Source organism: Comamonas sp. 4034 (assembly GCF_050434545.1).
Lineage (GTDB): Bacteria > Pseudomonadota > Gammaproteobacteria > Burkholderiales > Burkholderiaceae_C > Comamonas > Comamonas odontotermitis.
Map to the genome: position 1 here is coordinate 293,195 of NZ_JBNDIT010000002.1, position 23,039 is coordinate 316,233.

Below are 23,039 nucleotides of genomic sequence, written 5' to 3' on the forward strand. Positions count from 1 at the left end.
CTCGCGCTTGACAGCACTGTGCCAGCGGTTGTTTTTGTATTGATCAACAGCGAAAGGTAGTGGAATGAAGATTTTGTTGCTCGGCAAGAACGGTCAGGTCGGCTGGGAGCTGCAGCGCAGCCTGCAGCCCCTGGGCGAGCTGATCGCGCTGGATCGCAACAGCAGCCCGCTGTGCGGCGATCTGCTGCAGCCCGATGCGCTGGCCGAAGCCGTGCGGGTGATCAAGCCCGACGTCATCGTGAATGCTGCGGCCTATACCGCCGTCGACAAGGCGGAAAGCGACGTGGACGCAGCCCGCACCATCAATGCCGAAGCGTTGGGTGTGCTGGCGCGCGAGGCCAAGGCGCTGGGTGCCTGGCTGGTGCACTACAGCACCGACTATGTCTTTGACGGCAGCGGTACCAAACCTTGGCAGGAGAGCGATGCCACCGGCCCGCTTTCGGTCTATGGCCAGACTAAGCTGGAAGGCGAGCAGGCGATTGCCAAGAGCGGTGCCAAGCACCTTGTCTTCCGTACCAGCTGGGTCTACGCGGCGCGCGGCGGCAACTTTGCCAAGACCATGCTGCGCCTTGCGCAGGAGCGGGACAAGCTAGCGGTGATCGACGACCAATGGGGCGCGCCCACCGGGGCCGAGCTGATTGCCGATGTAACGGCCCATGCGCTGCGCACGGCCATGGCGGCCGGGCAGGACCTGAGCGGTATCTACCACCTGGTGGCAGGCGGCGAAACCACCTGGAACCGCTACGCCCAGTTTGTGCTGGCGCAGGCCCGGCAAATCAATCCGGCGCTTGGCATCACCGCGCGTGAGGTGCAGGCGGTGGCGACATCGGCTTTTCCGACGCCCGCCAAGCGTCCCAACAATTCTCGCTTGAATACCCAGAAATTGCAGCAGAGCTTTGGCTTGGCACTGCCTGACTGGCAGGTCGGCGTACAGCGCATGCTGCAGGAAATTTTGTAAATGACAACGCAACAACGCAAAGGCATCATCCTCGCGGGCGGCTCGGGCACCCGCCTGCACCCGGCAACTCTGGCTGTCAGCAAGCAATTGCTGCCGGTGTATGACAAGCCGATGATCTATTACCCGCTCACCACCTTGATGTTGGCCGGGATCAAGGAAATCCTGATCATCAGCACGCCGCAGGATACGCCACGCTTCGAGCAGTTGCTGGGCGACGGCAGCCAATGGGGCATCCGTCTGCAATACGCGGTGCAGCCCAGTCCCGATGGCCTGGCGCAGGCCTTCCTGATCGGTGAGTCGTTCCTGAATGGTGCGCCCAGCGCGCTGGTGCTGGGTGACAACATCTTCTACGGCCATGATTTCTACAAGCTGTTGGGCAGCGCCATGCAGCGCGGCAATGGCGCAAGTGTTTTTGCCTACCACGTGACCGACCCAGAGCGCTATGGCGTGGCCGAGTTCGACCAAGCGGGGCGGGTGTTGTCGCTGGAAGAAAAACCGGCCAAGCCCAAGAGCAATTACGCGGTCACCGGCCTGTATTTCTACGACGGCCAGGTGGTGGAACTGGCGAAAAGCCTCAAACCATCCCCGCGTGGCGAGCTGGAAATCACCGATCTGAACCGCCTGTACCTGGAAAAAGGCCAGCTCAGCGTCGAAATCATGGGCCGGGGCTATGCCTGGCTGGATACCGGCACGCACGACAGCCTGCTGGAGGCGGGCCAGTTCATTGCGACCCTGGAAAGCCGCCAGGGCCTGAAGATCGCCTGCCCGGAAGAGATTGCCTGGCGCAGCGGCTACATCAGCAGCGAGCAACTCGCGGCGCTTGCCAAGCCATTGGCCAAGAACGGCTACGGCCAGTACCTGAAGCGCCTGCTGCAAGAGGCGGGAGAGTGAGTGCGACATGCAAGTGATTGATACAAAGATTGCCGACGTCAAGATCATCGAGCCCAAGATTTTTGGTGATGCACGCGGTTTCTTCTATGAGAGCTTCAACCAGCAGGCTTTCGATGCGGCGGTGGGTGGGCACTACAATTTTGTGCAGGACAACCACAGCAAAAGCAGCCGTGGCGTGTTGCGCGGCCTGCACTACCAGTTACAGCAGGTACAGGGCAAGCTGGTACGGGTGACTCAAGGCTCCGTTCTGGATGTGGTGGTGGATATCCGCAAAAGCTCGCCAACCTTTGGCCAATGGGTGTCGGTAGAGTTGACGGAGGACAACAAACGTCAGCTGTGGGTGCCGCCGGGGCTGGCCCATGGATTTGTTGTATACAGCGAAACGGCAGAATTTCTCTATAAAACAACGGATTATTACGCGCCAGCGCACGAGCGCTGCATTGCATGGAATGATCCCGATCTGGCCATCGACTGGAATCTGGGTGATATCGTGCCGCAGCTGTCTGCCAAGGATCAGCAGGGCGTGGCCTTTGCCCGGGCTGAGGTTTTTGTCTGATCTTTGCAGTTCCTCCCAAATGTCTCCCATGCCTGCCTCCTACACTAGAGCGCCTATGGCATGGAGGGGCGGACCATTCGCCTGTGACAGGCCTTGAACAACGATAAGCATGACGACCAGCACTCTTCACGAGCCCACTTTTGCAACCGCCGCCGGCCAGGCTGATGCGGTGCGACCCCTGCTGGGCGAAATGCTGGTGCAGGCTGGCAAGCTCTCGCCGCGTGACCTAGAGCGAGCCTTGCAGGCGCAGCAGGAGATGGGCAGCCTCATCGGCCAGGTGCTGGTGCAACTGGGCCTGGTCTCAGAGATGGATCTGATGCAGACGCTGGCGCGCCAGCTGCAGATTCCCTTCACGCTCGGCGCGGACTTTCCGCCGGAATCCATCGAGGTGCCGGGCCTGCTGCCGGAGTTTCAGCATACCCAGCACGTGTTTCCTCTGAAACTGGAAAACGGCGTGCTGGATGTGGCCATGACGGCACCACAGGATCCGTTTGTCATCAAGGCGTTGCAGATGTCGACCGGGTTGGTGATCCAGCCCCATCTGGCGCTGGAAGCCGATATTGAAAAGGCATTGCAGGAGCCCGAGCCCGAAGTGGCCGAGGAGGACGATGACGGCCTGTTCGGCGACGGCGCGGATGTCGGCGATTTTGTCGAGCACCTGAAGGATCTGGCGAGCGAGGCGCCGGTAATTCGCCTGGTCAACAGCATCATCGGCAAGGTGACGGACCTGCGGGCTTCCGACATTCACCTGGAGCCCTTTGATGATGGCCTGCATGTGCGTTACCGCGTGGACGGCGTGATCCACCCGGGTGAGTTGGTGCCCCCACGCCTGTCGGCCGCCGTGGGGTCGCGCGTCAAGCTGATGGCGCATCTGGACATTGCCGAACGCCGCCTGCCGCAGGATGGCCGTATCAAGACCCGCGTCAAGGGTCGCGAGCTGGATTTGCGTGTCTCGACCGTGCCCACCGTGCATGGCGAAAGCATCGTGATGCGTGTGCTCGACCGCGCCAGCGTGCGCCTGCAGCTCGAAACCATGGGTTTTGCCAAGGACACCTTGGCCAAGTTCAACGATCTGCTGGCCCGCCCGCATGGCATCCTGCTGGTCACGGGGCCCACGGGCTCGGGCAAGACCACCACGTTGTATGCCGCCTTGTCCAAGATCGATGCCGAAGCCAACAAGATCATCACCGTGGAAGACCCGGTGGAGTACCAGCTCGAAGGCATCAACCAGATCCAGGTGCATTCGCAGATCAACCTGACCTTTGCCAACGCACTGCGCTCCATTCTGCGCCAGGATCCGGACATCATCATGATCGGTGAAATGCGTGACGGTGAAACCGCGCAGATTGCCGTGCAGTCCGCGCTGACCGGTCACCTGGTGCTGTCCACCCTGCACACCAATACTGCGGCGGGTGCCATCACCCGTATGCAAGACATGGGGGTGGAGAGCTACCTGATCACCTCTTCCGTCAACGGTGTGCTGGCGCAGCGCCTGGTGCGTACCCTGTGCAGCAACTGCAAGGAAGAATACGAGCCCGGCGAAGAAGTGCGCCAGCGATCCGGATTGGCGCGTTTCAGCCAGACTGGCCAGCCCATTTATCGCGCCGTTGGCTGCAACGTCTGCCGCCATACGGGCTACAAGGGGCGTACGGGCATTCACGAGCTGTTCGTGCTGGATGAGCCGATGCGAAACGCCATCAATGCGGGCAAGGATTCGAACGAGCTGTTTGCGCTGGCCTCCAAGGCCGGCATGCTCAGCCTGAATGAGGATGGCCTGCGCAAAGTGGCTGCAGGTATGACCACGCTGGACGAAATTGCCCGCGTCACCCAGGACCAGATCGATGGCTGATTTTGCCTGGCACGCCATCAGCGCCAGCGGCGAGCAAGTCCGCGGCACATTCCAGGCCTCCAGCGTGGCGGCGGTGCAAAAGCATTTGCGCGCGCAAAAGCTCACGCCGGTGCGCATTGTCGATGCGGCCGATGCGGCGGCCTTGATCCTTGCAGGCGGTAAGGCTGACAAGAAGGCCGAGGCCAGCAACGCCATCGTCAAAGCCAAGGCCACCAAGTCGCAGAAAGGTCCTGCCAAGGCGGCAGATGTGCTGGCGATGACCTCCGAGCTGTCCATCATGCTCAAAGCGGGTCTCGCACTCGACAATGCGCTGCGTGTGCTGATCGACATGGCCTACAAGGACAGCATGCGCGAGCTTCTGACCGGGGTGCTGGAAGCCGTCAAGGGCGGTGTTCCGCTGTCCAAGGCACTGATGCAGCACCAGGAGCTGTTTGGCGATTTCTACATCAACATGGTGCGCTCGGGCGAGGCCAGCGGCCAGATGTCGGCAGTGCTGGCCCGGCTGGTGGAACATCTGGAGCGCCAGCGTGCCCTGAAGGAAAGCGTCATCTCCGCCACCATCTACCCGATGATTCTGGTTGCGGTGGCCGTTCTGTCTCTGGTCGCCATGTTGGGCTTTGTCGTGCCGCAGTTCGAAAAGCTGTTCACTGACATGGGGGATGCACTGCCAACGCCGACCAAGATCGTGATGACGATCGGTCAGGCATTCCGCAAGAACGGCTGGGTGATTCTGATCGTGGTGGCGCTGGGCGTGTATGTGCTGCGCCGCTGGTTCCAGTCGCCCAAGGGGCGCATGTGGTGGCAGGGTGTTCTGTTGCGCATGCCGGTGCTGGGCCGCCTGGCGCTCAAGTACCAGCTGACCCTGTACTCCCGCTCGCTCGGTACTCTGCTGGGGAACGGCGTGCCGCTGCTGACGGCGCTGCACATTGCGACCGACACGGTCAGCAACCGCATCATCCAGACGGAGCTGGCCAAGATTCCGCCCATCGTCAAAGAGGGGGGAAAGATGGTGCAGGCCATGAACACGACGACCGTGTTCGAGCCTCTGGCCGTCAATCTGGTGCGGGTTGGCGAGGAAACGGGGCGGCTGGGCCAGATGATGCTGGAGCTGTCGAATATCTTGAACCGCGAGGTGGAAATCGGCATCAAACGCGCTCTGACCATGATTGAGCCGATTTTGATTCTGGTGCTGGGTATCCTGATCGCCTCGATCATTGTGTCGATCCTGATGGGCATTCTGTCCGTCAATGATCTGGCTGTCTAACGATTTGATTCAACAAGGAGTGCCTGCCATGAAGGCTTTATTTACCCAAAAACTGCAACGCAAAAGCCGCGGCTTTACGCTGATTGAACTGCTGGTCGTGCTGGCTATCCTGACCTTGCTGGCAGGCCTGGTCGGTCCCAAGGTGCTGAGCCAGTTGGGCGGCGCCAAGTCCAAGACTGCTGGTGTCCAGATTGCCGACCTGCAAAAGGCACTCGATATCTACAAACTGGACGTGGGTCGTTACCCCACCACGGAAGAAGGCCTGGAAGCCCTGGCCAAGCAGCCTGGCAATGTTCGCGGCTGGAATGGCCCCTATCTGACGGGCGGCGTGCCTTCCGATCCATGGGGCAATCCGTACCGCTATGGCTATGCGAACGGCAAGGTGGAATTGCTGTCTCTGGGCTCGGATGGCCAGCCTGGCGGCGAGGGCGAGGCCGCTGACATTCGCAACGCGCAGTAAGTACTAGCGCCTGACCGGACACCTCCGTGCCCATTCTTTCGCCATGGTTGCAACTTCCTGCGCGTGCTTCGGTGCGCAGAACATCGGCACATCGGGGATTTACCCTGATCGAGCTGATGGTGGTGTTCGCCATCATGGCTTTGGTGGTGGCCATGGCTCCGGTCGCCTATGACAGGCTCAAGGAAGGTGTGCAATACCGTGATACGGTGCGCAGTCTGATCACGCAACTGCGCTCCGCCAGATATGCGGCCGTCTCGGAAGGTGTGCCGGTGCGATTCACGGTGGATCTGAAAACCCGCGAATACGGCGTGCCCGGCGCTGTCAAGGAAATCCCGGAAAGCGTCGATCTGCGTACCATCGTCGCCGATCGGGAGTTTGTTCCGGGTGGCTCTGCCTCCATTGTGTTCCTGGCTTCCGGTGGATCGACCGGTGGTAGCGTGGAGATCGTGCGCAAGACGGGTACGGGCACACGGCTGCGTGTCGACTGGTTGTCGGGGCGCGTCACCCAGGAGCCGCTCCTGCAATGATGACGCGTGCCTTGTCCAACTCGGTCCATCGCCAGCGGCAGCGAGGGATGACCTTGCTCGAATTGCTTGTGGCCCTGGCCATCATGGCCATATCCCTTGGCATGATCTACCGTGCAACTGGCAGCAACGCGCGCAGCGTTGGGGACCTGGGGCACTACCAGTACGCGATACAGCTGGCCGAATCGTTGATGGACTCCCGGGATTCGGTGTATGAAAGTGGCTGGAACGAGTCTGGGGAAAGCAATGGTTTTCAATGGAGCATCCAAAGTGCCCCCTTCAAGACCGATGTGGGGGAGGCTCCCAATATTCCACCATTGCACGAAGTGCGCATTGTTGTCAGTTGGAGTGACGGCGACAAGCCCAAGAGTTTTGAGTTGAGCACTCTACGTGCCCAGCGTCGCCCGCCGGATCCGGCTGAAAGCGGTGGGGCGTCATGACCAAAGCGCGAAACTCCCTTGGCGTTGGCGGAAGCGTCAACAGCAACAGGCGCAACGCGTCGGGTGGATTTACCCTGGTGGAAATGCTGGTGGCGTTGTTGCTGCTATCGCTCATCATGTTGGGGCTTGCTGGTGCCATGGGCACGATGGGGCGAACGGAAACGAGTATCGACAACCGGCTCGACCGCATGGACGAAGCGCGCTCGAGTACAGATTTCCTGCGTTCCGTGCTTTCGCGCATTTCTGCAAAAAGGGTACAAGGTCTGCAAGAGCAGCGCATGGGGGAGGGGACCAAGCCGCAGTTCTTCTTCTCCGGCGCCGGACAGGTCATGACCTGGGTGGGGGTCATGCCGGCACGTTATGGTGTGGGCGGACGCTATCATTTTCGACTGGCCATGGGTGACTACCTGGGCGCTCCCGCCGTGGTTCTGAGCTATACCCCGTGGATTGATCAGCAGACCCAGCCCAACTGGGGGGCTGCAGAAAGCTACCCGGTGTTGCCGCATGCGACGGGGGTTTCCTTTCAGTACCTCAATGCGGCAGTTGATCCTCCACAATGGGGTAGCGACTGGGGCAGTCTGGATCAGCTCCCGCAAGCCGTGCAGATATCGATGGCCTCGGAGCAGGCAGTATTGCCTCCGCTCGTGGTGCAGATGAGAGTGATGCCCGCAGGAGATCCGCGCGGCGGTGGCGGCGGCGGTGCCTCGTTGGGAGGCAGTGCATCATGAGTTACGCAAGCAGGCACGCTTTTCAATGGCGTATCGCTGCACGCAGGCCCGGTGCGCAAGCTGGCATGGCGCTGATTGCGGTGTTGTGGCTGGTTGCCGCCCTGAGCCTGATGGTGACGGGGGTCAGCGGCGTCGTGCGACAAGAGACGCGAATGGTGGGTGTTGCCAAGGATCGCGTCTCGGCGCACGCCATGGGCGATGCGGCAGTCATGCTGGTGTTGCAGCAACTCGCGGCAGAGCGCAACCCGATCCGGCAATGGACCGATACCTCGGTGACCTACCAGGGGGCCGAAATTCCGGTGAACGTGATGCCCTTGAATGGCTTGATCAATATCAATGGTGCATCGCTGCCGCTGTTGACTGCATTGTTGACGATTGGCGGCGGAGTCCCCGAGGGAGCTGCGCAGGAGATTGCCATCGGCATTCTGGATCGGCGCGAGCGCTCCTCGTTGGAAGGGCGTCGGCCGGAACGTTTTGAAGCGATTGAGGATCTCATGCAGATCCCTGGAATCGATTATGACCTCTATGCTAGACTCGCGCCCCTGATCACAGCCTCCAATGCCGGTACGGGTGGATCGGGCGTCAATCCATTGGCGGCGCCGCCTGAAGTACTGCGCATTCTTGCAAACGGCAATGAGGGCATCGTCAACCAGATTACCTCCGCCCGCGCTTCTGGCGATACGACCGGTGTGGATACCTCCGGCCTCGACGGCAATCTGTCCCGCGCAGGAAGCGCTCAACGCCGCTACCGCGTGACGGCCAAGGTTCCCATGGCCGACGGTCGATTTTTTCTGGTGGATCGCAGCGTGTATTTTGGCTCTCGTACCCGTGATGGGTTGCCTTGGTACACGTTCGAAGCACGTCAGATGTTGCAGCCCGCGTCCTGATTCAAACAAAGAAACGGTATGGCACTTTCCACAGACTCGCGCTTTTTTGGACTGGATTTGAACCAGTTGAAAGCCGATGTATTCAAAACTTGGCAAAAGGCTCCGCAATGGCCGCCATTGAGCTGGCTGCGTCCAGAGCAGGCGCTGACGCTGGTGCCAACGCAAGGCGATCCATCCGTTGTTTGGGAGAGCGGCGCACCAGCGCCCGTCGGCAAACGCAGTCCCGAGTTCTGGGCTGTCGAAATCCCGGAAGGCATGGTGTTGCGCAAGACCTTGCAACTGCCTGCACTGGATCCGCAGGACTGTGCCAGCGCGGCACAGTTGGAGGTGCAAGCCATCAGCCCATTTTCGGCAGCAGATGTGCTCTGGGGATATGCGGAGCTCTCGCGAAGCAGCCAGGCGGTGCGTTTGCAACTGGTACTGGCATCCCGAACCCAGGTGGAGCCTTATATACAGAGCAAGATCTCTGAGCGCCAACTGACGCTGGCTGAAAACGCTGCGCCGCTGTTGCAGCCGGAGGTCTGGGTTTTTGCTCCGCAGCGGCAGCCGATTGTGATCCACGGGTTTGGCGAAGCCGCCCGTGCTGTTGCCGGCCGAAAGAAGCTGATGCTCAATGCCGCGGGCGTTGGAGTAGCAGGCCTGTTGTGTGCTGCCATTGCCATCACGCCGACGGCACAGCTGCGCCTGCGTGCGATCGAGGCAGTTCACGCCTATGAAGGCATGACTGTCAAAACGACGGACGTGGTGGGCAAGCGTGAACAATTGATGCAGAGCGCCGACAAGGTTGCAGGGCTATCGGAGCTGCTTTCCGAGCGCGTGGATAGTGTCAAGGTGCTGAGCATGCTGACCAAAGTGCTTCCTGATGACACGGCGTTGCAATCGGCGCGTGTTCAGGGCAACAAGGTCACGCTGGTGGGACTGACGGAAAACTCCTCGACACTCATGCAAAAGCTCAGCAACGAGGAAGGCGTCAAGGATGTTCGCGCGCCAAGCGCAGCAACCCGCCTGGCAGGTGCCAACCGGGAGTCGTTCACGATTGAGTTGACACTGGACAACAAGGTGTTTGGCCCTTCCCTCAAGGCGGAGGAGCTCCCGCCAGCAACCAGCCCCTCCGAGGCGAGTGAAGCCGGTGCACACCCGGCTGCACCGAGCCAGGAGGCAAGTGCAACGCCAGCGGTGCCGAATGCGGCTCCTGTACCTGCACAGACCCCTCCGGCCCAGTCTCCACCACCTGCCAACGCAAACCAACACAAGGGACCGACCCTTGGTGGATCAAAATCCGGGCCCAGCCTTGGGGGCTCCAAGCCGGCACAGTCGCGGGAGGAGCGCAAATGACAGATCACATCAAACCCAATCGCAAGGAATGGCTGATATTGCTGGGTACCGTGGTGTTGGCACTCACACCGTTGGTGGTTCTTGGTGGATATATCGCCAACAAGCACCACTGGGCCCAATCCAAGCTCGCGGAGCTGGAGCCGCGCTATGCACGTCTCAAAGGTCTGGATATGCAGCGCGAAGAAATTGACCAGGCTCTGGAGCGTGCATTGCGCATCCGCGCAGAGTATGTCTATCCATCCTCCCAGGATGTGGCCCAGACGGGCAATGCCGTGCAGCAAAAGTTGCGAGACTTGCTGACGCAGGCAGGCTTGACGGTGGTCAGCAGCCAGGTGTTGCAGGCCAAGGAAGAAAAGGGTTTTGATCGCATCCCGCTTACCGTGCGTGCGGAAGGCGAGTTGCTGGCCGTGGATAGTGCCCTGGCGGTGTTGGTCGAACAGTTTCCAGTGATGCTGCTTGGCGATGTGGAGGTCCGTAACCAGGGGAACCTGCAGATCATGAATGAAAAAATAGCGCCGCGGTTGACTCTGCAACTGAATCTGAGCGTACTGCGGGAGCGTACATGAAGCGCTATCTAGGCTGGGCGCTGGCCGCCCTCAACATTGTGTTGGCACTTGTGCTGGCTTGGTTATGGTTCAAGCCCAATGGGGAATTGCGAAATGCCCATTGGGAGGCTCCACGGGCACAGAAATCAAATTTTGACGATGTGGTTCCTCGTCTCGGCAAGCCTCAACCGATGGACCAAAGCCAATTTCTGGCCATGCTGGACCGCCCGCTCTTTTCGTCCACGCGGCGCCCACCTCCGCCGCCACCTCCACCTCCAGTCGAGGCGCCGCCTCCGCCGCCCGACTACTTGGCAGATGCCGTCTTGACGGGTGTGTACGTCAGCGAACAGGGCAAATCAGGCGGAATCATCATTCGCTTCCAGGGCAAAGACAAGTCCCTGCCATTGCGTGGTGTGCTGGACGGATGGACTCTGAACTCGGTGGCAGAGAACCGGGTGTATTTCACACGGAATGGCGTCACCAAGGAAATCACCTTGCAAAAGGCCAAGCTGCAGACCGGATATGGGCCGTCAGCCGAGACGCCCGAGGTGCCGAGAAGTGCCCCACCAGTACCAGGTGGTGACGGACAGGAGGCGAAGCCACAACGCAGAGGTCCAACCCTGGGGGGCTCTCGCTCCCCAGCCAGATCTTGACACAGGCCCAGACAGGCCGGCACCGACGTATTGATCGATTTTTGGGTTTTAAATTATGACGACTTCCACTTTGCGCCGCACCGCACTCTTCCTGGCACTTGGGCAAGCGCTCATATTGCAATCAGCGTATGCGCAGACTCCTGCAACCGGGACGGCCGCTACACCCGCCCTGGCAGGACAGGCTGGACAGGTGCCGGTGCTGCAAGCGCCAGGCATCCTGATCAACGGAAAGCAGGCTTCGGGAGGCGATGACGAGCAATCCACCGAGCCCCGCATCATGCGCGGCACCGACAAGGTGCTCAACATAGACAAATCGGAGCCCATTCCCAAGGGCGCGCCGGTGACGTTCCGCTTTGAAGAGGCCCCTGTGGCGGAGGTGGTGCGAACCATCCTGGGTGACATGCTGAAGCTGGATTTCGTCATGCATCCGCCCCTGCAGGGGACGGTCACATTGACAACCCGCAATGCCATTGATCCGGATACCGCAGTGTTTCTGCTGGAAGCTGCGTTGCAGGCCAATGGGCTGGCCATGGTGCGTGATGCGCGCGGTGTATACCAGGTGGGCAAGCCAGAGGTACTGCGTAGCCTGGTGGGTGCGGTGCGCGTGGCAGGCGCCCCTGGCTCGATGGCCCCAGGCTATGGCGTGATCGTCATTCCTCTTCAGTATATTGGCGCCAATGAAATGGCCAACATCCTGAAGCCGATCGCGCCACCTGAGGCGGTGGTCAAGGTGGACGCCGTTCGCAACGTCATCATCATGCAGGGAAACCGTACCCAGTCCGAAGGCTGGATGGAGATGGTGAAGACCTTCGACGTCGATCTGCTCAAGGGCATGTCGGTCGGCATTTATCCGCTCAAGCATGCATCCATAGAAGAGGTTTCTGCGGCCTTGCAAATGGTCAATAGTGGTGGGCAGGCAGCTGGGGCCGGCCAACAATCGATCAACGTCAGCGGCGGCGCTGCGGGGAATTCAGCCAGCGTTGTTGCGGGGCGGCGCCCTGGCCAGGCGGCATCTCCAACGGGTGCAGCCGGGGCGAACACTACGCAACTGAGCGGCAATGCCGCTGCTGCTGCGGCCTTGCTGTCCTCTTTGGGGGAGTCCAATCCACTGTATGGAGCGCTGCGCGTCCTGCCCATTCCACGATTGAATGCGCTCATGGTCATCACGCCGCGTGCGGCCTATCTGGATGAAGCGGAAAAGTGGATTCGCCGTCTGGATGTTCCCGGTTACGGGGGCAGCGAGCCAGAGTTGTACGTCTACCGTGTTCAAAACGGCAATGCAAAGTACCTGGCGCAGGTGCTGAATGGCATCTTTGGTGGGCAGCAGCCAGGCGCAGCGGGCAACATGACCTCTGGTGTTGCCCCTGGATTGAACAATAGCGTGAACCGCACGCCCGGATCTTTCAACAATCTGGGCACTTCTTCTGGCCTTGGGTTCAACAGCGGCAATCGGTTTGGCCTGAACCAGAATACCCAGCAGCAGGCGAATGCTCCTACCATCACGGCCACCGCAATTGGTGACATCCGTGTAGTGGCTGACGAATTCAACAACACCATTCTGGTCTGGAGCACCGGCTCTCAGTACCGCAAGATCGAGGCCTCGCTCAAGCGGCTTGACGTGGCTCCTATCCAGGTGTTGATCGAGGCGAGCATCATTGAAGTCACCTTGAATGACAACTTGCAATATGGTGTGGAATGGCTGTTCAAAAACCGCCATCTGGGGGGCTCGTCACGCGACTACACAGGCATTGGCAACTTTGGCGGATTGGCTGACTCCAATGCCGGCGCCAATAGTGGCGCGTTGGGGTCCACCGCTGCGCCTACCTTTACCTACTCTATCTTCAACGGCTCTAATATTGCGGCTCGCCTGAGCGCCGTTGCCGGCCAGGGGCAGGTCAAGATGCTTTCGAGTCCGTCGGTGATGGTGATGGACAACCATCCAGCCACTATTTCCGTTGGCGAGCAGATCCCGGTGAGAACTGCGGATTACATCAACAATACTGGCAGCAACTACATCACGCAAAATTACCAGCTGAAGGACACCGGCGTGATTCTGAATGTCACGCCTTCCGTCAACTCCGGCAATATGGTCAGCTTGCAGATTGATCAGTCCGTCATCGACAGCGCAGGTATTGATGCAGCCTCCAACCAAACCAAGTTCTCGAACCGGCAACTCACGAGCAAGCTGGCCGTGCGATCCGGCGAATCAATCGTGATGGGTGGACTCATCAAGGACCGAGCGGAAGATTCCGACAGCGGCGTTCCACTGCTCAAGGACATTCCAATCATTGGAAAAGCATTCAGCAGTACCAAAAAGAGCACGGCCCGCACGGAACTATTGCTGGTCATGACGCCTCGTGTAGTGCGTACGGATGTAGACGTGCGGGAAGTCAGCGAAGAGTTGCGTGACCGCCTGCGCGGTTTGAATGATGATGATTTGCTCGGTAGCCTCAAAAAGGCGGAGCCTCGGCGTCCGGCTTCCACGGTTCAGCCACTGGTGACTCAGTAAATCAATCAGCTAATTCATTTTATGAAAGAAATTGTAATGAAGACTTGGTTCCCCAAAAAAGGCGTAGTGCGTGCTGGCGCCATGATCATGGCTGCACTGTCGTTGACTGCATGTGCCACCATGGACTCCGGCACGCCCGAGCAAATTGTCACCAAACGCGCGCAGGCCTACTGGGATGCGCGACTGAAGGGCGATGCCTCTGCGACGTATGGGTTTGCCAATGATGCTTTCAAGCAGGCCGTGGACGAAGACAAGTTCAAGCGCGGCCACATGGCTACTTTTGCGGTTGGTGCCGAAGTGCAAAAGGTGGAGTGCGATGCGCAAAAATGCGACGTCGGTATCAATTTAAAGGTCAATCCACCGCTGCCTGGCAAAAAGATCGGTACCATTGATATGTATTCGAAGCAAACTTGGTTGCTCGAAGACGGTCAGTGGAAGCTGTACCTTGAGCCTTGAGACAGGCTCTGCATGGCAAGTTGGTTCAGGATTGTTGTAATTAGTCTACAGCCACCCCCAAAAAACAGCGAACTTGCTTTGCATCTGGTCGGAGCGCTATGCTATTATTTCTTAGCGTAAACAATCGTGGTAGTTGCGCTGACTAACTTTTTTTAACTGGAGTGTGTTTATGAAGAAAAATGTTCTGGCCCTGAGCATTGCTGCCATGATTGGCGGCTTTGCTGGCTCCGCTTCTGCTGCTATGACGGCTGCTAACGCAACCGCATTCGAGCAGAACGACGGTGGCGCAGGTCACATTTTGGTGGTGCCTTACTTCACCACGCAAAACAACAACATGTCTGTGATTCACGTGGTGAACACCGACACGCAGAACGGCAAGGCTGTGAAGGTTCGCTTCCGCGGCGCTGCTAACTCTGACGATATCTTGGACTTTACCGTGTTCCTGTCGCCATTCGACGTGTGGACCGGTTCCGTTCAAGCTGATGCCAACGGTTCGTACTTCATGACGGCTGATACCAGCTGCATGTACCCAGACATCCGTGGTCAAAAGCAGTCGTTCATTCAAGACCGTCTGGATGACAGCTGGTCTGCTGAAAAGCGTGTGAACAACACCAAGGAAGGTTACATTGAAATCCTGAACATGGCTGACGTGAAGCCTGCTTCGGATCTGTTCAAGACCATCAAGCACAGCGCTGGCAAGCCAACTTGCGCAGAAACCGTTCTGTCGCAAACCCTGTCCATCAACCCAGAAACCCTGGCTGCTGCTGAAGCACTGGGCTATGACACTCCTTCGGGCGGTCTGACTGGTGACTGGTACATCCTGAACGTGAACCAAACCACCACGTTCTCGGGTGCTGCTACCGCCATCAAGGCAGTGGACGCTGCTGGTGCTAACGCACGTGGTAACTTCGTTGCCTTCCCTCAGGACAGCAACTCGCCAGCTGTTAGCGATACCGACAAGTACACGGCTGATCCACTGCTGATCTCGAGCGCTGTGGACAAGGGTGGTGTGAATCGTCCTAAGCTCATCCAGATCGCTAACTACGACCTGCCTGACCTGTCGACTCCATACCTGACCAGCAACGTTGGTGTTCCAGCTAGCCAAGCTTCGAGCCTGACCGCTGCCGTGGCAAACAATGGCGTGTCCAACCAGTTCGCAAACGATACCCTCATCGATGCGAAGACTGACTGGGTGCTGTCCATGCCTCTGCGTCGTTACAGCGTTGGTGCAAACTACGCTGCAGACAAGACCACGGACAACGCTTACCAAGTGTTCAACCCAGCAGTGGTGAACCCAGCTACGAACCAGCCTTTCTTCGCTGGCAGCTTCACCTCTGTTGACGCTGATGGCAACATCTGCGTGGACACCGCAAGCAACACGTTCTACGACCGTGAAGAATCGTCGAAGACCGATGGCGCAGTGGTGTCTCCAGGTACCGCCAAGAAGATCCGTCTGTGCGGTGAAGTGAACGTGCTGGCATTCAAGGATCCAGGTACTTCGGTTCTGGGTGCTACGGTTGCTCGTCAAACTGCTACCGTGAACTACGAAAACGGCTGGGGCAAGGTTAACTACGGTGCTAACCGTGCATTCCCAGTGGTTGGCTCCTCGTTCATCAAGCTGATGAACAGCGGTGGCGCTGCTAACGGCTTCAGCGGTACCTACGGTATCACCTGGCCTCACCGTTTCTCTAAGTAATTTGCCCAGCAGGTCGTAAGACCTGTTAGGTAAGTGCTTAGGAAACTAGCCAAAGGGCAGAGAGCAATCTCTGCCCTTTTTTGTTTTCTCTTTGTTTCCAGCCGCTATGAGGGTAATGCCGTGGCGGTTGGCACTTTTTTGCTATCCTTGCAGTTTTGGCAGAAGGACAAGGCTCATGCGTAATTGGTTGAAGTCGGTAGGTATGGTTGTGGCATTGGGAGGCATGAGTGTTGCGGCCGTTGCCCAGGGCAGCAGCAACGCCGTATTGTTGCAAGGACCATCCACTGCGGTGTATGAAAGCGATGTGCTCAATGATGCCAAGCGCATGCCGGAAGAGATGCGAAGCAGCTTTTTGGCCAAGCCTGAAAGCGTAGCGCAGATGGTGGAGGCGCTGTATGTGCGCAGAGCGATTGCGGAAACCGCTCGCTCCAGTGGCTTGGCAGAGCAGCCGGAAATCGCCGCCGCGATCAAAATTGCGACCGACAAGGTGCTGTCGGATGCCTATCTGCAAAAGTTCAACGCCGAACACAAGCCTGATACCAAGCTGGCGGAGGCGCAGGCGAAAGCGGCGTATGCAGCCAAGAAGGAAACTTTCAAGGCTCCGGAGCAGGTGCATATTGCACATATTCTGGTGATGAACAAGGATGACGATGCAGAAGCCAAGGCCAAGGCCGAAAAGCTGCTGGCGGAGGCGCAGGCAGGCGCGGATTTTGCGCAATTGGCCAAGGACAATTCATCCGATGCTTCAAGTGCCGTCAAGGGCGGGGACCTGGGCATGGTTTCGCGTGGCAGAATGGTGCCTGAATTCGAGACTGCAGCCTTTGCTCTGGACAAGCCCAACCAGTTGAGCCCGGTCATCAAGAGTCAGTTCGGCTACCACATCATCAAGCTGTTCGAGAAGAAGCCCGCTCGCACCATGTCCTTTGACGAAGTGCGCCCGGATCTGGAGAAGCAGTATGTGCAGCAGTCCCTGCAGACCGCGCGCCAGGCCGAGGTGGAAAAAGTGCTGAAGGCCGCTACTTGGGACAAGGCCAACATGGAGGCATTTTCTGCCCGTTTTGCCAACAAGAAATAAGCTGCGCTCTTCGCTGAGCCGGTACGGATTTCGATCCCAGTGAGAAGGAGAGGGCTTGGCCTTCTCCTTTTTTGTATACCGGCTCCGGCCACACGGAAGGGCCTTGGAAACCATATGCGTTCGCTTTTGCAGAATATTCGTGAGTTGGTCGCCAGCCGCCAGTTGATTGGTGTGATGACGCGGCGAGAGGTTGCGGCCCGCCACGCGGGAACAGCTCTTGGGGTTCTGTGGCCCTATCTGCAGCCGCTGCTGTCGGTGGCTGCCTATTACCTGGTATTTGACATCGTGTTCTCCATGCGTCTTGGCGATGGAGCCAAAACCCATGCCGTGGGAACATTCCTGATTGTCGGGGCTTTGCCCTGGATGGCCTTTTGCGATGCTGTGGCGCGTGGAATGGGCAGCCTTCTGGAGGCGGGTGCCATGCTGCAGAAGAATCCGTTGCCACCGGTTCTCTTTCCTGTGCGGTCGGTGCTGGCCAGTTCCATCATCTTCGGGCCATTGATGCTGCTGGTCGCGCTTTGCTATACGCCGCTGCACCACATGCAGTGGGGTGTGCTGGCCCTGCTGCCGCTGATGGCAATGCAGTTGCTGATGACGGTGCTGCTCGCCTACGCCCTGGCGATTTTTGCTGCAGCCTTGCGCGATACCGTGCAGGTGGTGGGTTTTGCGCTGTCGGTAGGCATCTATCTGACACCGATTCTGTTTCCCGTTTCCATGTTCCCAGCGCAGTGGCGCTGGCTGTTGTGGCTCAATCCCATGGCTTCATACGTGCAAGGGTACCAGTCGATCCTGCTGCAGGGCCAATGGCCGGATTGGCCTGTATGGCTGGGCGGGCTGGTATGGATCGTGCTCCTTGCCGTGGTCGTGAATCTGCTGGTGCGCAGAAGCCGGGATCAGCTGGTGGATTGGTTATGACAACAAAAGAGACGACAGCCCAGCCTGTACTGGTGATCAAGAACCTGGGCAAGGAATACAAGCTCTATGACTCGCCTCGGCAGCGCGTGAAGGCATTGCTGACGGGGCGGGCCACCCATCGCAGCCACTGGGCTCTGCGCGATGTGAGCTTTACTTTGCAGCGTGGCCAATGCATTGGCGTGATTGGCGACAATGGCGCAGGCAAGAGCTCGCTGCTGAAGCTGCTTGCCGGCACGATGCAACCCTCTACCGGCACCATTGAGCGCACAGGGCGGATTACCGCGATTCTGGAGCTGGGTGCGGGGTTTCATGGCGATTTCACCGGGCGTGAGAATCTGTACTTTGCCGGCAGCTTGATTGGCATCAATCAGCAAGAGATGCGCCAACTGGAGCCGGAGATCATCGCTTTCTCCGAGCTGCACGATGCCATCGACCGGCCGGTGAAGACCTATTCCTCCGGGATGAATGTGCGCCTCGCGTTCGCACTGGTGACCGCCGTGCAGCCGGATGTGCTGATTGTCGACGAGGCGCTGGCCGTGGGTGACCAGAGCTTTCAGAAAAAGTGCATCGAGCGGATTCTCGACTTCCGCAAGAAGGGATGCACGATCCTGTTCTGTTCCCACAGCCCCTACCATATCCGCCATCTGTGCGATGCTGCCCTGTGGCTGGAAAAGGGCCAGGTGCAGATGTTCGGAGAAACCGAGGCGGCACTTGCTGCCTACGATGTGCGCACCCGACAGCTAAAGGAAGAAAAGGACCGGCTGCAATGGGGTGACGATGCGCCCGCAGGCGTTGCAGATCTTGGCTTGCCGCCCATGGACCAGACTGCCGAGCTGGCGGATACGGCCATCCCCGAGGGCTCCGTCAAGGAGGCAGAGCCTTACGTCGTTCGGCGGCCCAATGCACCGCAGGCAGAAGAAACAGGCAATGCCTGCCTCTTGTCCGTCGAGATCGCCAACCTGAGCGGCGATCAGCCTCCGGTGCTGCAGGGCAATGACCTGGTTGTCACCATCCGTGCGCGTGGCAACGGGGCGGAGTGTCCCCACATCGGGTTCATGATCGAGCAGAACAAGGGCGTGGGCATTGCCTGCCTGGCTACCCATGAAGACGGCGCGCTGCCGGTGCTGCAGCCTGATGGCACCTGGCAATCGGTCCTCACCTTCCCCGATCTGCCGCTGCACAGTGGCGACTATGTGGTGAGCGCGTTCCTGTTCGACGGGTCTGGTCTCGCCGTGTATGACCAATGGTTCCAGTACACGGTGTTTCGCTTCATCTACCCCAAGCCGCTTCCCGGACTGGTACGATTGCCGCACGAATGGCGCTGATGCTTCAGATAAGAATGGCCACTGGCATCCACCCAGCATGCGCCTGATGCTATAAAAATCATAGATATGACGACCACCACATCCCCCTCTGCCAGCACCGGGCAGCACCTGCTGGAGCAAGCCCGGCAATTGCTGGCGGCTGGCGATCCCGTAGCGGCTTCGCCTCTGCTGCTGAGCGCGCGGGCCGAAAATGACACCATGCTTGCAGCGCATGCGCTGATCGAGCAGCATGGTCTGAGCGGCTCGTTCCGCAACATGACGGGCCTGGACTGCACCATTTCGGGTTCGGACGATATCTTCGGCTTCTTTGCCGGACACCCGAGCAGCATCAACCCGCTGCGCGATTACTTTGCCGACGGTTGGCGCACCCTGGCCGAGCTGATGACCGTGATGGAGCGTGTGGGCCAACCCCTGGTGCAAAGCCAGCACTTTCTGGAGTTTGCGAGTGGCCACGGCCGTTTTACCCGCCACCTGGTCAAGCTGCTGGGGGCCGACAAGGTGACGGTATCTGATGTGGTGCCGGATGCCGTGGAGTTTGCAACCCGCACCTTTGGCGTAGACGGCTTTCTGTCTGCCAGCGTTCCCGAAGACCTCGCGGCTCCGCGCAGCTACGACACGGTGTTCGTCCTCTCGCTGTTCAGCCATCTGCCACGCAGCACCTGGGCGCGCTGGCTGAAGGCCTTGTACGAGGTCGTCGCCCCCGGCGGCGTGCTGGTGTTCAGCACCCACGGCATCAAGGCCGCCAATTTTGACCGCGTGCCTCTCGATGACGAGGGCTTTTTCTTTGCACCGTCCAGCGAATCGCATGCGATCGATGCCAACGAATACGGCACCGCCTTCACGACCGAGGCCTTTGTGCGCGCCCGCATTGCAGAGACCGTGGGCGCCGACAAGCTCGAATACTTCGCACCCGTGCAGTTCTGGAACCACCAGGACGTGTACGTGCTGCGCAAACCGCTATGAACCGCGGAAGCCGCATGCGCCGGCTGGCCCAGCTGCACGAGCGGCGGTTTGGCCTGCCTGCCTACAACGATGGCCTCATCACCGATGAATGGTTTCGTTCCCACTTCCACTATGCGGCCGATGTGGTGCAGCAGTGGCTGGGGGGCGTGCTGGATCTGAGAACTTCTCGGCTGCTGCAGTTTGGCTGCGGAGACGGTATCACCGATCTCGCGCTGGTGCTTCGGCACGGTGCCGATGCCATTCATGGCATTGATGTGAGGCAGGAATACACCAAGCTGCCGCGCATTGCGCATGAGCAGTTGGGCATGCAAGCCATCCCCAAGGCACTGAGCTTTCAGACCATCGCGCCTGGCGCGCCGCTGGCCGGGCAGGCGCCCCTGTACGACGGCATCATGAGCTGGTCCACATTCGAGCACGTGCAGCGCGACCAGCTGCTGCCCATCCTGAAGGATCTGCGTGCCTGCCTCAAGCCCGGCGGCTACTTCTTCCTGCAGATCGAGCCGCTGTTTTACTCGGCCTATGGCTCGCACCTGCGCCGCTATGACGAAATCCCCTGGCACCACCTGCAGGTGGATGAAGAGGTGCTGTGGCAGGTGATTGACGCCTATGACGGCCAGCTCAGCCCGGATGAAGTTGATTTTGGTTTTGCCGATTTTGGCCCGGCCGGCTACAAGCGCTTCGTGTTCAAGGAATACCAGGAGCTCAACCGCCTGACGGCCGATGAGCTGGTGGCGATTGCGGTGGATGCCGGTTTTGGCGTGGCGCGTGAGGAGCGCCGCCACTATGAGCCAGCTCCGGTGCCGGAGGCGCTGCTGCAGCACTACCCGCGCGAAGTTCTGACCAACAACGAAATCTTCCTGCTGCTGCAAAGGCCCGTTTGAGCCAGTTTTTCAGTGATTTTGATAGCTATCGGCGCTTACTCCGTATGGATAAGCGCCGATTTCTATTCAGATCAACGATTTTCAGGTCGCTTCAGCGGTGGATGTTGATTCGCTCAAGCTGTAGCCCAGATGCTGCATGCGCTGGCCCAGGCCGCTGCGGTTGAAGAGGCGGCGGTTGATCGATGGCTCGCAGCGCATGGGTGTGCGTACCAGCCAGCAGGTATGGCGCACCTCGAACGCGGGATGGTGGTAGGGGTCGCCCGCATCGAGAAAATCGCGCCAGCGGCTGGCGAACAGGGCCGAGTCCTCGGGGTGGGGATCGTAGCCCTCGGCCTTGCCACGGGTGATGGATTCATGGTGGATCAGCGTGGCCTGCGGGCAGTAGAGCACGCGCCAGCCCAGCTGCAGGGTGCGCAGGCACAGGTCCACGTCGCCAAAGCCCACTGCCAGCTTTTCATCGTAGCCGTCAATGGCATCGAAGGCTTCCTTGCGCATCAGCAGGCAGGCTGCGGTAACGGCCGAGACCTCGTGCGTGCAGACCAGGCGGCCCATGAAGGCGATGTCCACGCGGTCCGGCGGCAGCTTGAGGAACTTGCCGTAGTGCTCGGCAATGCCGAAAGCGCCCACGCAGACGCCTGCGTGCTGGATGGAAGTGCGGTCGGGGTAGAGAAGCTGGGCGCCCACCATGCCTACGCTCGGATCCTGGCACTGGGACAGCATCTGCTCCAGCCAGCCTTCATGCAGGGCTTCGATATCGTTGTTGCAAAACAGGTAGTGCGTATAGCTGCGCGTGAGCTGGTGCACCGCCCAGTTGTTGATCGCCGAGAAGTTGAACGACCCTTTGTAGCGCAGCACCGTGGCCGTGCCGTCCTGGGCGAGCTGTGCAAAGTAGTCAAGGCTGGCCGCGTCGGTCGATTCGTGATCGATGACGATCAGGTCATACTGCGCCTGCTTGACGGTGGTGCGGATGCTGTCCACGCACTGGCGCACCAGATGGCCGTAGTTCTTGGTGGGAATGATGATGGCAACGCGCTGGTCTGCAGCAATCCGGTGGCGGGTTTCGAAGAAATTGAACGACACGCCGGGAACCGAGGTAGCCTGCTGGCCGGTGCGGTCCAGGTGGCGCTGCAGCACGGCGGTGGAGGTGGTCATCACCTGCGCCATCTTTTCATGCCCGGCAGACCCGGTGTGGGTGCGCCACTGGTACAGGATTTCGGGGATGTGGGCGATGCGGCTGGCGGCTTCGCTCACGCGCAGGATCAGATCATAATCCTGCGAAATCGTCAGGGCTTCGTCAAAGCCGCCCAACTGGCGCAGCAAGGCGGTACGAAAGCCCACCATGTGCACGATATAGGGGTGGCTGCGCAGGTATTCGGGCGAAAAGGCCGGGCGGTGAAAGTACTGCAGCACCTGGCTGCCATCGGGGCTGACCAGTACTTCGTCCGAATACAGCATGTCCGGATCGTCTGCCAGCACGCACTGCGCCACCCGGTAGATGGCCTGGGGCTGGAGCAGGTCGTCATGGTCGAGCAGCACGACGAATGGCGAGCTGGCCAGCGCCAGCGCCTGGTTGGTGGCGTGCGAGACGCCGCGGTTGGTCTCTCCCAGGTGCAGCTTGATGCGCGGCTCCTGCGTGGCCAGCTCCTGCAGCATCTGGCGCACATGCGGCTTGGGCGATGCGTCATCGGCAATGCACAGCTCCCAGTGCGGGTAGATCTGGCTGCGCACCGATTCCACCATCGCAGTCAGCATGGCGGGATCGGTGTTGTAGGTGGGCACCAGGATGGAGATGGTGACCGGCTGCGCCATGGCCGCAACCTCGGCGCGCAGCACGGGCAGCACGTCTTCGTTCAGTCGCTGCTGGTAATCCTGCCAGGCGTCGGTGGGTGCCACGGGGACGGTGGGCGCATCCGGGTGGCCCAGCGACAGCAGTTGGTGCTTGAGCATCTGCGTGCCGCCAGCGCGCCAGGCGCGCCACAGCTTGCGGCTATTGCTGCCCAACTGGCGTGGATCGGCGGCCAGCAGGTACAGGCTGCGGCCAAGTTGGCGCAGCTTGTGGGGCAGCCTGCGCAAGGTGGAAAGTGGAGAAGACAAGATGATTGCTCTTTATTTTATAGCTAACGGCGCTT

At 59.6% G+C, this 23,039-nt stretch carries 22 protein-coding genes; 21 read left to right on the top strand and 1 reads right to left on the bottom strand.

The window, feature by feature from the left end; genetic code table 11:
- Positions 1-64: 64 nt before the first annotated feature.
- The 21 genes from rfbD (at position 65) to ABIE32_RS04010 (ending at position 20,910) form a co-directional block, all read left to right on the top strand.
- Entirely contained in the window at positions 65-958 is an 894-nt protein-coding gene (gene rfbD, locus ABIE32_RS03910) for a dTDP-4-dehydrorhamnose reductase (protein WP_224153005.1), read from the top strand.
- A complete protein-coding gene (rfbA, locus tag ABIE32_RS03915; protein WP_429014116.1) occupies positions 959-1,849 on the top strand; it encodes a glucose-1-phosphate thymidylyltransferase RfbA in 891 nt (296 codons plus the stop codon).
- Positions 1,850-1,856: 7 nt separating this feature from the next.
- On the top strand, positions 1,857-2,405 hold the full coding sequence (gene rfbC / locus ABIE32_RS03920; RefSeq protein WP_429014119.1) for a dTDP-4-dehydrorhamnose 3,5-epimerase: 549 nt from the start codon (positions 1,857-1,859) through the stop codon (positions 2,403-2,405).
- A gap of 109 nt (positions 2,406-2,514) precedes the next feature.
- Complete coding sequence (gene gspE, locus ABIE32_RS03925) at positions 2,515-4,254, top strand: type II secretion system ATPase GspE (RefSeq protein ID WP_224153008.1); 1,740 nt, start codon at positions 2,515-2,517, stop codon at positions 4,252-4,254.
- Positions 4,247-5,518, top strand: a complete 1,272-nt coding sequence (locus ABIE32_RS03930; RefSeq protein WP_429014123.1) for a type II secretion system F family protein — start codon at positions 4,247-4,249, stop codon at positions 5,516-5,518. Before gspE ends, ABIE32_RS03930 begins: the two co-directional genes overlap by 8 nt.
- A 28-nt stretch (positions 5,519-5,546) precedes the next feature.
- Entirely contained in the window at positions 5,547-5,978 is a 432-nt protein-coding gene (gene gspG, locus ABIE32_RS03935) for a type II secretion system major pseudopilin GspG (protein WP_184705608.1), read from the top strand.
- Between the two features lie 26 nt (positions 5,979-6,004).
- A complete protein-coding gene (locus ABIE32_RS03940; RefSeq protein WP_429014126.1) occupies positions 6,005-6,505 on the top strand; it encodes a pilus assembly FimT family protein in 501 nt (166 codons plus the stop codon).
- Complete coding sequence (locus ABIE32_RS03945; protein ID WP_429014274.1) at positions 6,505-6,942, top strand: type IV pilus modification PilV family protein; 438 nt, start codon at positions 6,505-6,507, stop codon at positions 6,940-6,942. The genes ABIE32_RS03940 and ABIE32_RS03945 overlap by 1 nt, the downstream gene beginning before the upstream one ends.
- Positions 6,939-7,670 (top strand): prepilin-type N-terminal cleavage/methylation domain-containing protein, encoded by a 732-nt coding sequence (locus ABIE32_RS03950; RefSeq protein ID WP_429014128.1) that lies wholly within the window; start codon positions 6,939-6,941, stop codon positions 7,668-7,670. The genes ABIE32_RS03945 and ABIE32_RS03950 overlap by 4 nt, the downstream gene beginning before the upstream one ends.
- A complete protein-coding gene (locus ABIE32_RS03955; protein ID WP_224153013.1) occupies positions 7,667-8,557 on the top strand; it encodes a general secretion pathway protein GspK in 891 nt (296 codons plus the stop codon). The genes ABIE32_RS03950 and ABIE32_RS03955 overlap by 4 nt, the downstream gene beginning before the upstream one ends.
- An 18-nt stretch (positions 8,558-8,575) precedes the next feature.
- Positions 8,576-9,892: a PilN domain-containing protein gene (locus tag ABIE32_RS03960; protein ID WP_429014131.1), complete on the top strand. Its 1,317-nt coding sequence runs from the start codon at positions 8,576-8,578 to the stop codon at positions 9,890-9,892.
- Positions 9,889-10,458 (top strand): type II secretion system protein GspM, encoded by a 570-nt coding sequence (gene gspM, locus ABIE32_RS03965; RefSeq protein ID WP_429014134.1) that lies wholly within the window; start codon positions 9,889-9,891, stop codon positions 10,456-10,458. The genes ABIE32_RS03960 and gspM overlap by 4 nt, the downstream gene beginning before the upstream one ends.
- 170 nt (positions 10,459-10,628) lie before the next feature.
- Entirely contained in the window at positions 10,629-11,090 is a 462-nt protein-coding gene (locus ABIE32_RS03970; RefSeq protein ID WP_429014137.1) for a hypothetical protein, read from the top strand.
- A 55-nt stretch (positions 11,091-11,145) separates the two neighbouring features.
- The gene (gspD, locus tag ABIE32_RS03975) at positions 11,146-13,599 is read left to right on the top strand and encodes a type II secretion system secretin GspD (protein ID WP_429014139.1); all 2,454 of its coding nucleotides are present in this window, start codon (positions 11,146-11,148) and stop codon (positions 13,597-13,599) included.
- Between the two features lie 87 nt (positions 13,600-13,686).
- Positions 13,687-14,055, top strand: a complete 369-nt coding sequence (locus tag ABIE32_RS03980; RefSeq protein ID WP_429014141.1) for a hypothetical protein — start codon at positions 13,687-13,689, stop codon at positions 14,053-14,055.
- A gap of 169 nt (positions 14,056-14,224) precedes the next feature.
- Positions 14,225-15,751, top strand: coding sequence for a cell surface protein (locus tag ABIE32_RS03985; protein WP_429014144.1), 1,527 nt, complete (start codon positions 14,225-14,227; stop codon positions 15,749-15,751).
- Between the two features lie 175 nt (positions 15,752-15,926).
- Positions 15,927-16,826, top strand: a complete 900-nt coding sequence (locus tag ABIE32_RS03990) for a peptidylprolyl isomerase (protein ID WP_429014147.1) — start codon at positions 15,927-15,929, stop codon at positions 16,824-16,826.
- 114 nt (positions 16,827-16,940) lie between these two features.
- A complete protein-coding gene (locus ABIE32_RS03995; RefSeq protein ID WP_429014149.1) occupies positions 16,941-17,741 on the top strand; it encodes an ABC transporter permease in 801 nt (266 codons plus the stop codon).
- Positions 17,738-19,066 (top strand): ABC transporter ATP-binding protein, encoded by a 1,329-nt coding sequence (locus ABIE32_RS04000; RefSeq protein ID WP_429014152.1) that lies wholly within the window; start codon positions 17,738-17,740, stop codon positions 19,064-19,066. The genes ABIE32_RS03995 and ABIE32_RS04000 overlap by 4 nt, the downstream gene beginning before the upstream one ends.
- A gap of 66 nt (positions 19,067-19,132) precedes the next feature.
- The gene (locus ABIE32_RS04005; protein WP_429014155.1) at positions 19,133-20,029 is read left to right on the top strand and encodes a class I SAM-dependent methyltransferase; all 897 of its coding nucleotides are present in this window, start codon (positions 19,133-19,135) and stop codon (positions 20,027-20,029) included.
- 14 nt (positions 20,030-20,043) lie between these two features.
- On the top strand, positions 20,044-20,910 hold the full coding sequence (locus ABIE32_RS04010) for a class I SAM-dependent methyltransferase (protein WP_429014276.1): 867 nt from the start codon (positions 20,044-20,046) through the stop codon (positions 20,908-20,910).
- Between the two features lie 81 nt (positions 20,911-20,991).
- Here ABIE32_RS04010 and ABIE32_RS04015 read toward each other — a convergent pair whose 3' ends face one another.
- A complete protein-coding gene (locus ABIE32_RS04015; protein WP_429014157.1) occupies positions 20,992-23,004 on the bottom strand; it encodes a glycosyltransferase family 2 protein in 2,013 nt (670 codons plus the stop codon).
- Positions 23,005-23,039 lie beyond the last annotated feature (35 nt).

What these genes read in the sequence shown, in the direction of transcription:
- ABIE32_RS04005 (WP_429014155.1), top strand. Translation starts at nt 19,133, where the DNA reads ATGACGACCACCACATCCCCCTCTGCCAGCACCGGGCAGCACCTGCTG.
- ABIE32_RS03945 (WP_429014274.1), top strand. Translation starts at nt 6,505, where the DNA reads ATGACGCGTGCCTTGTCCAACTCGGTCCATCGCCAGCGGCAGCGAGGG.
- ABIE32_RS03985 (WP_429014144.1), top strand. Translation starts at nt 14,225, where the DNA reads ATGAAGAAAAATGTTCTGGCCCTGAGCATTGCTGCCATGATTGGCGGC.
- ABIE32_RS03960 (WP_429014131.1), top strand. Translation starts at nt 8,576, where the DNA reads ATGGCACTTTCCACAGACTCGCGCTTTTTTGGACTGGATTTGAACCAG.
- ABIE32_RS04000 (WP_429014152.1), top strand. Translation starts at nt 17,738, where the DNA reads ATGACAACAAAAGAGACGACAGCCCAGCCTGTACTGGTGATCAAGAAC.
- rfbD (WP_224153005.1), top strand. Translation starts at nt 65, where the DNA reads ATGAAGATTTTGTTGCTCGGCAAGAACGGTCAGGTCGGCTGGGAGCTG.
- ABIE32_RS03990 (WP_429014147.1), top strand. Translation starts at nt 15,927, where the DNA reads ATGCGTAATTGGTTGAAGTCGGTAGGTATGGTTGTGGCATTGGGAGGC.
- rfbA (WP_429014116.1), top strand. Translation starts at nt 959, where the DNA reads ATGACAACGCAACAACGCAAAGGCATCATCCTCGCGGGCGGCTCGGGC.
- gspM (WP_429014134.1), top strand. Translation starts at nt 9,889, where the DNA reads ATGACAGATCACATCAAACCCAATCGCAAGGAATGGCTGATATTGCTG.
- ABIE32_RS03955 (WP_224153013.1), top strand. Translation starts at nt 7,667, where the DNA reads ATGAGTTACGCAAGCAGGCACGCTTTTCAATGGCGTATCGCTGCACGC.
- gspD (WP_429014139.1), top strand. Translation starts at nt 11,146, where the DNA reads ATGACGACTTCCACTTTGCGCCGCACCGCACTCTTCCTGGCACTTGGG.
- rfbC (WP_429014119.1), top strand. Translation starts at nt 1,857, where the DNA reads ATGCAAGTGATTGATACAAAGATTGCCGACGTCAAGATCATCGAGCCC.
- ABIE32_RS03950 (WP_429014128.1), top strand. Translation starts at nt 6,939, where the DNA reads ATGACCAAAGCGCGAAACTCCCTTGGCGTTGGCGGAAGCGTCAACAGC.
- ABIE32_RS04010 (WP_429014276.1), top strand. Translation starts at nt 20,044, where the DNA reads ATGCGCCGGCTGGCCCAGCTGCACGAGCGGCGGTTTGGCCTGCCTGCC.
- gspE (WP_224153008.1), top strand. Translation starts at nt 2,515, where the DNA reads ATGACGACCAGCACTCTTCACGAGCCCACTTTTGCAACCGCCGCCGGC.
- gspG (WP_184705608.1), top strand. Translation starts at nt 5,547, where the DNA reads ATGAAGGCTTTATTTACCCAAAAACTGCAACGCAAAAGCCGCGGCTTT.
- ABIE32_RS03970 (WP_429014137.1), top strand. Translation starts at nt 10,629, where the DNA reads ATGGACCAAAGCCAATTTCTGGCCATGCTGGACCGCCCGCTCTTTTCG.
- ABIE32_RS03995 (WP_429014149.1), top strand. Translation starts at nt 16,941, where the DNA reads ATGCGTTCGCTTTTGCAGAATATTCGTGAGTTGGTCGCCAGCCGCCAG.
- ABIE32_RS03980 (WP_429014141.1), top strand. Translation starts at nt 13,687, where the DNA reads ATGGCTGCACTGTCGTTGACTGCATGTGCCACCATGGACTCCGGCACG.
- ABIE32_RS03930 (WP_429014123.1), top strand. Translation starts at nt 4,247, where the DNA reads ATGGCTGATTTTGCCTGGCACGCCATCAGCGCCAGCGGCGAGCAAGTC.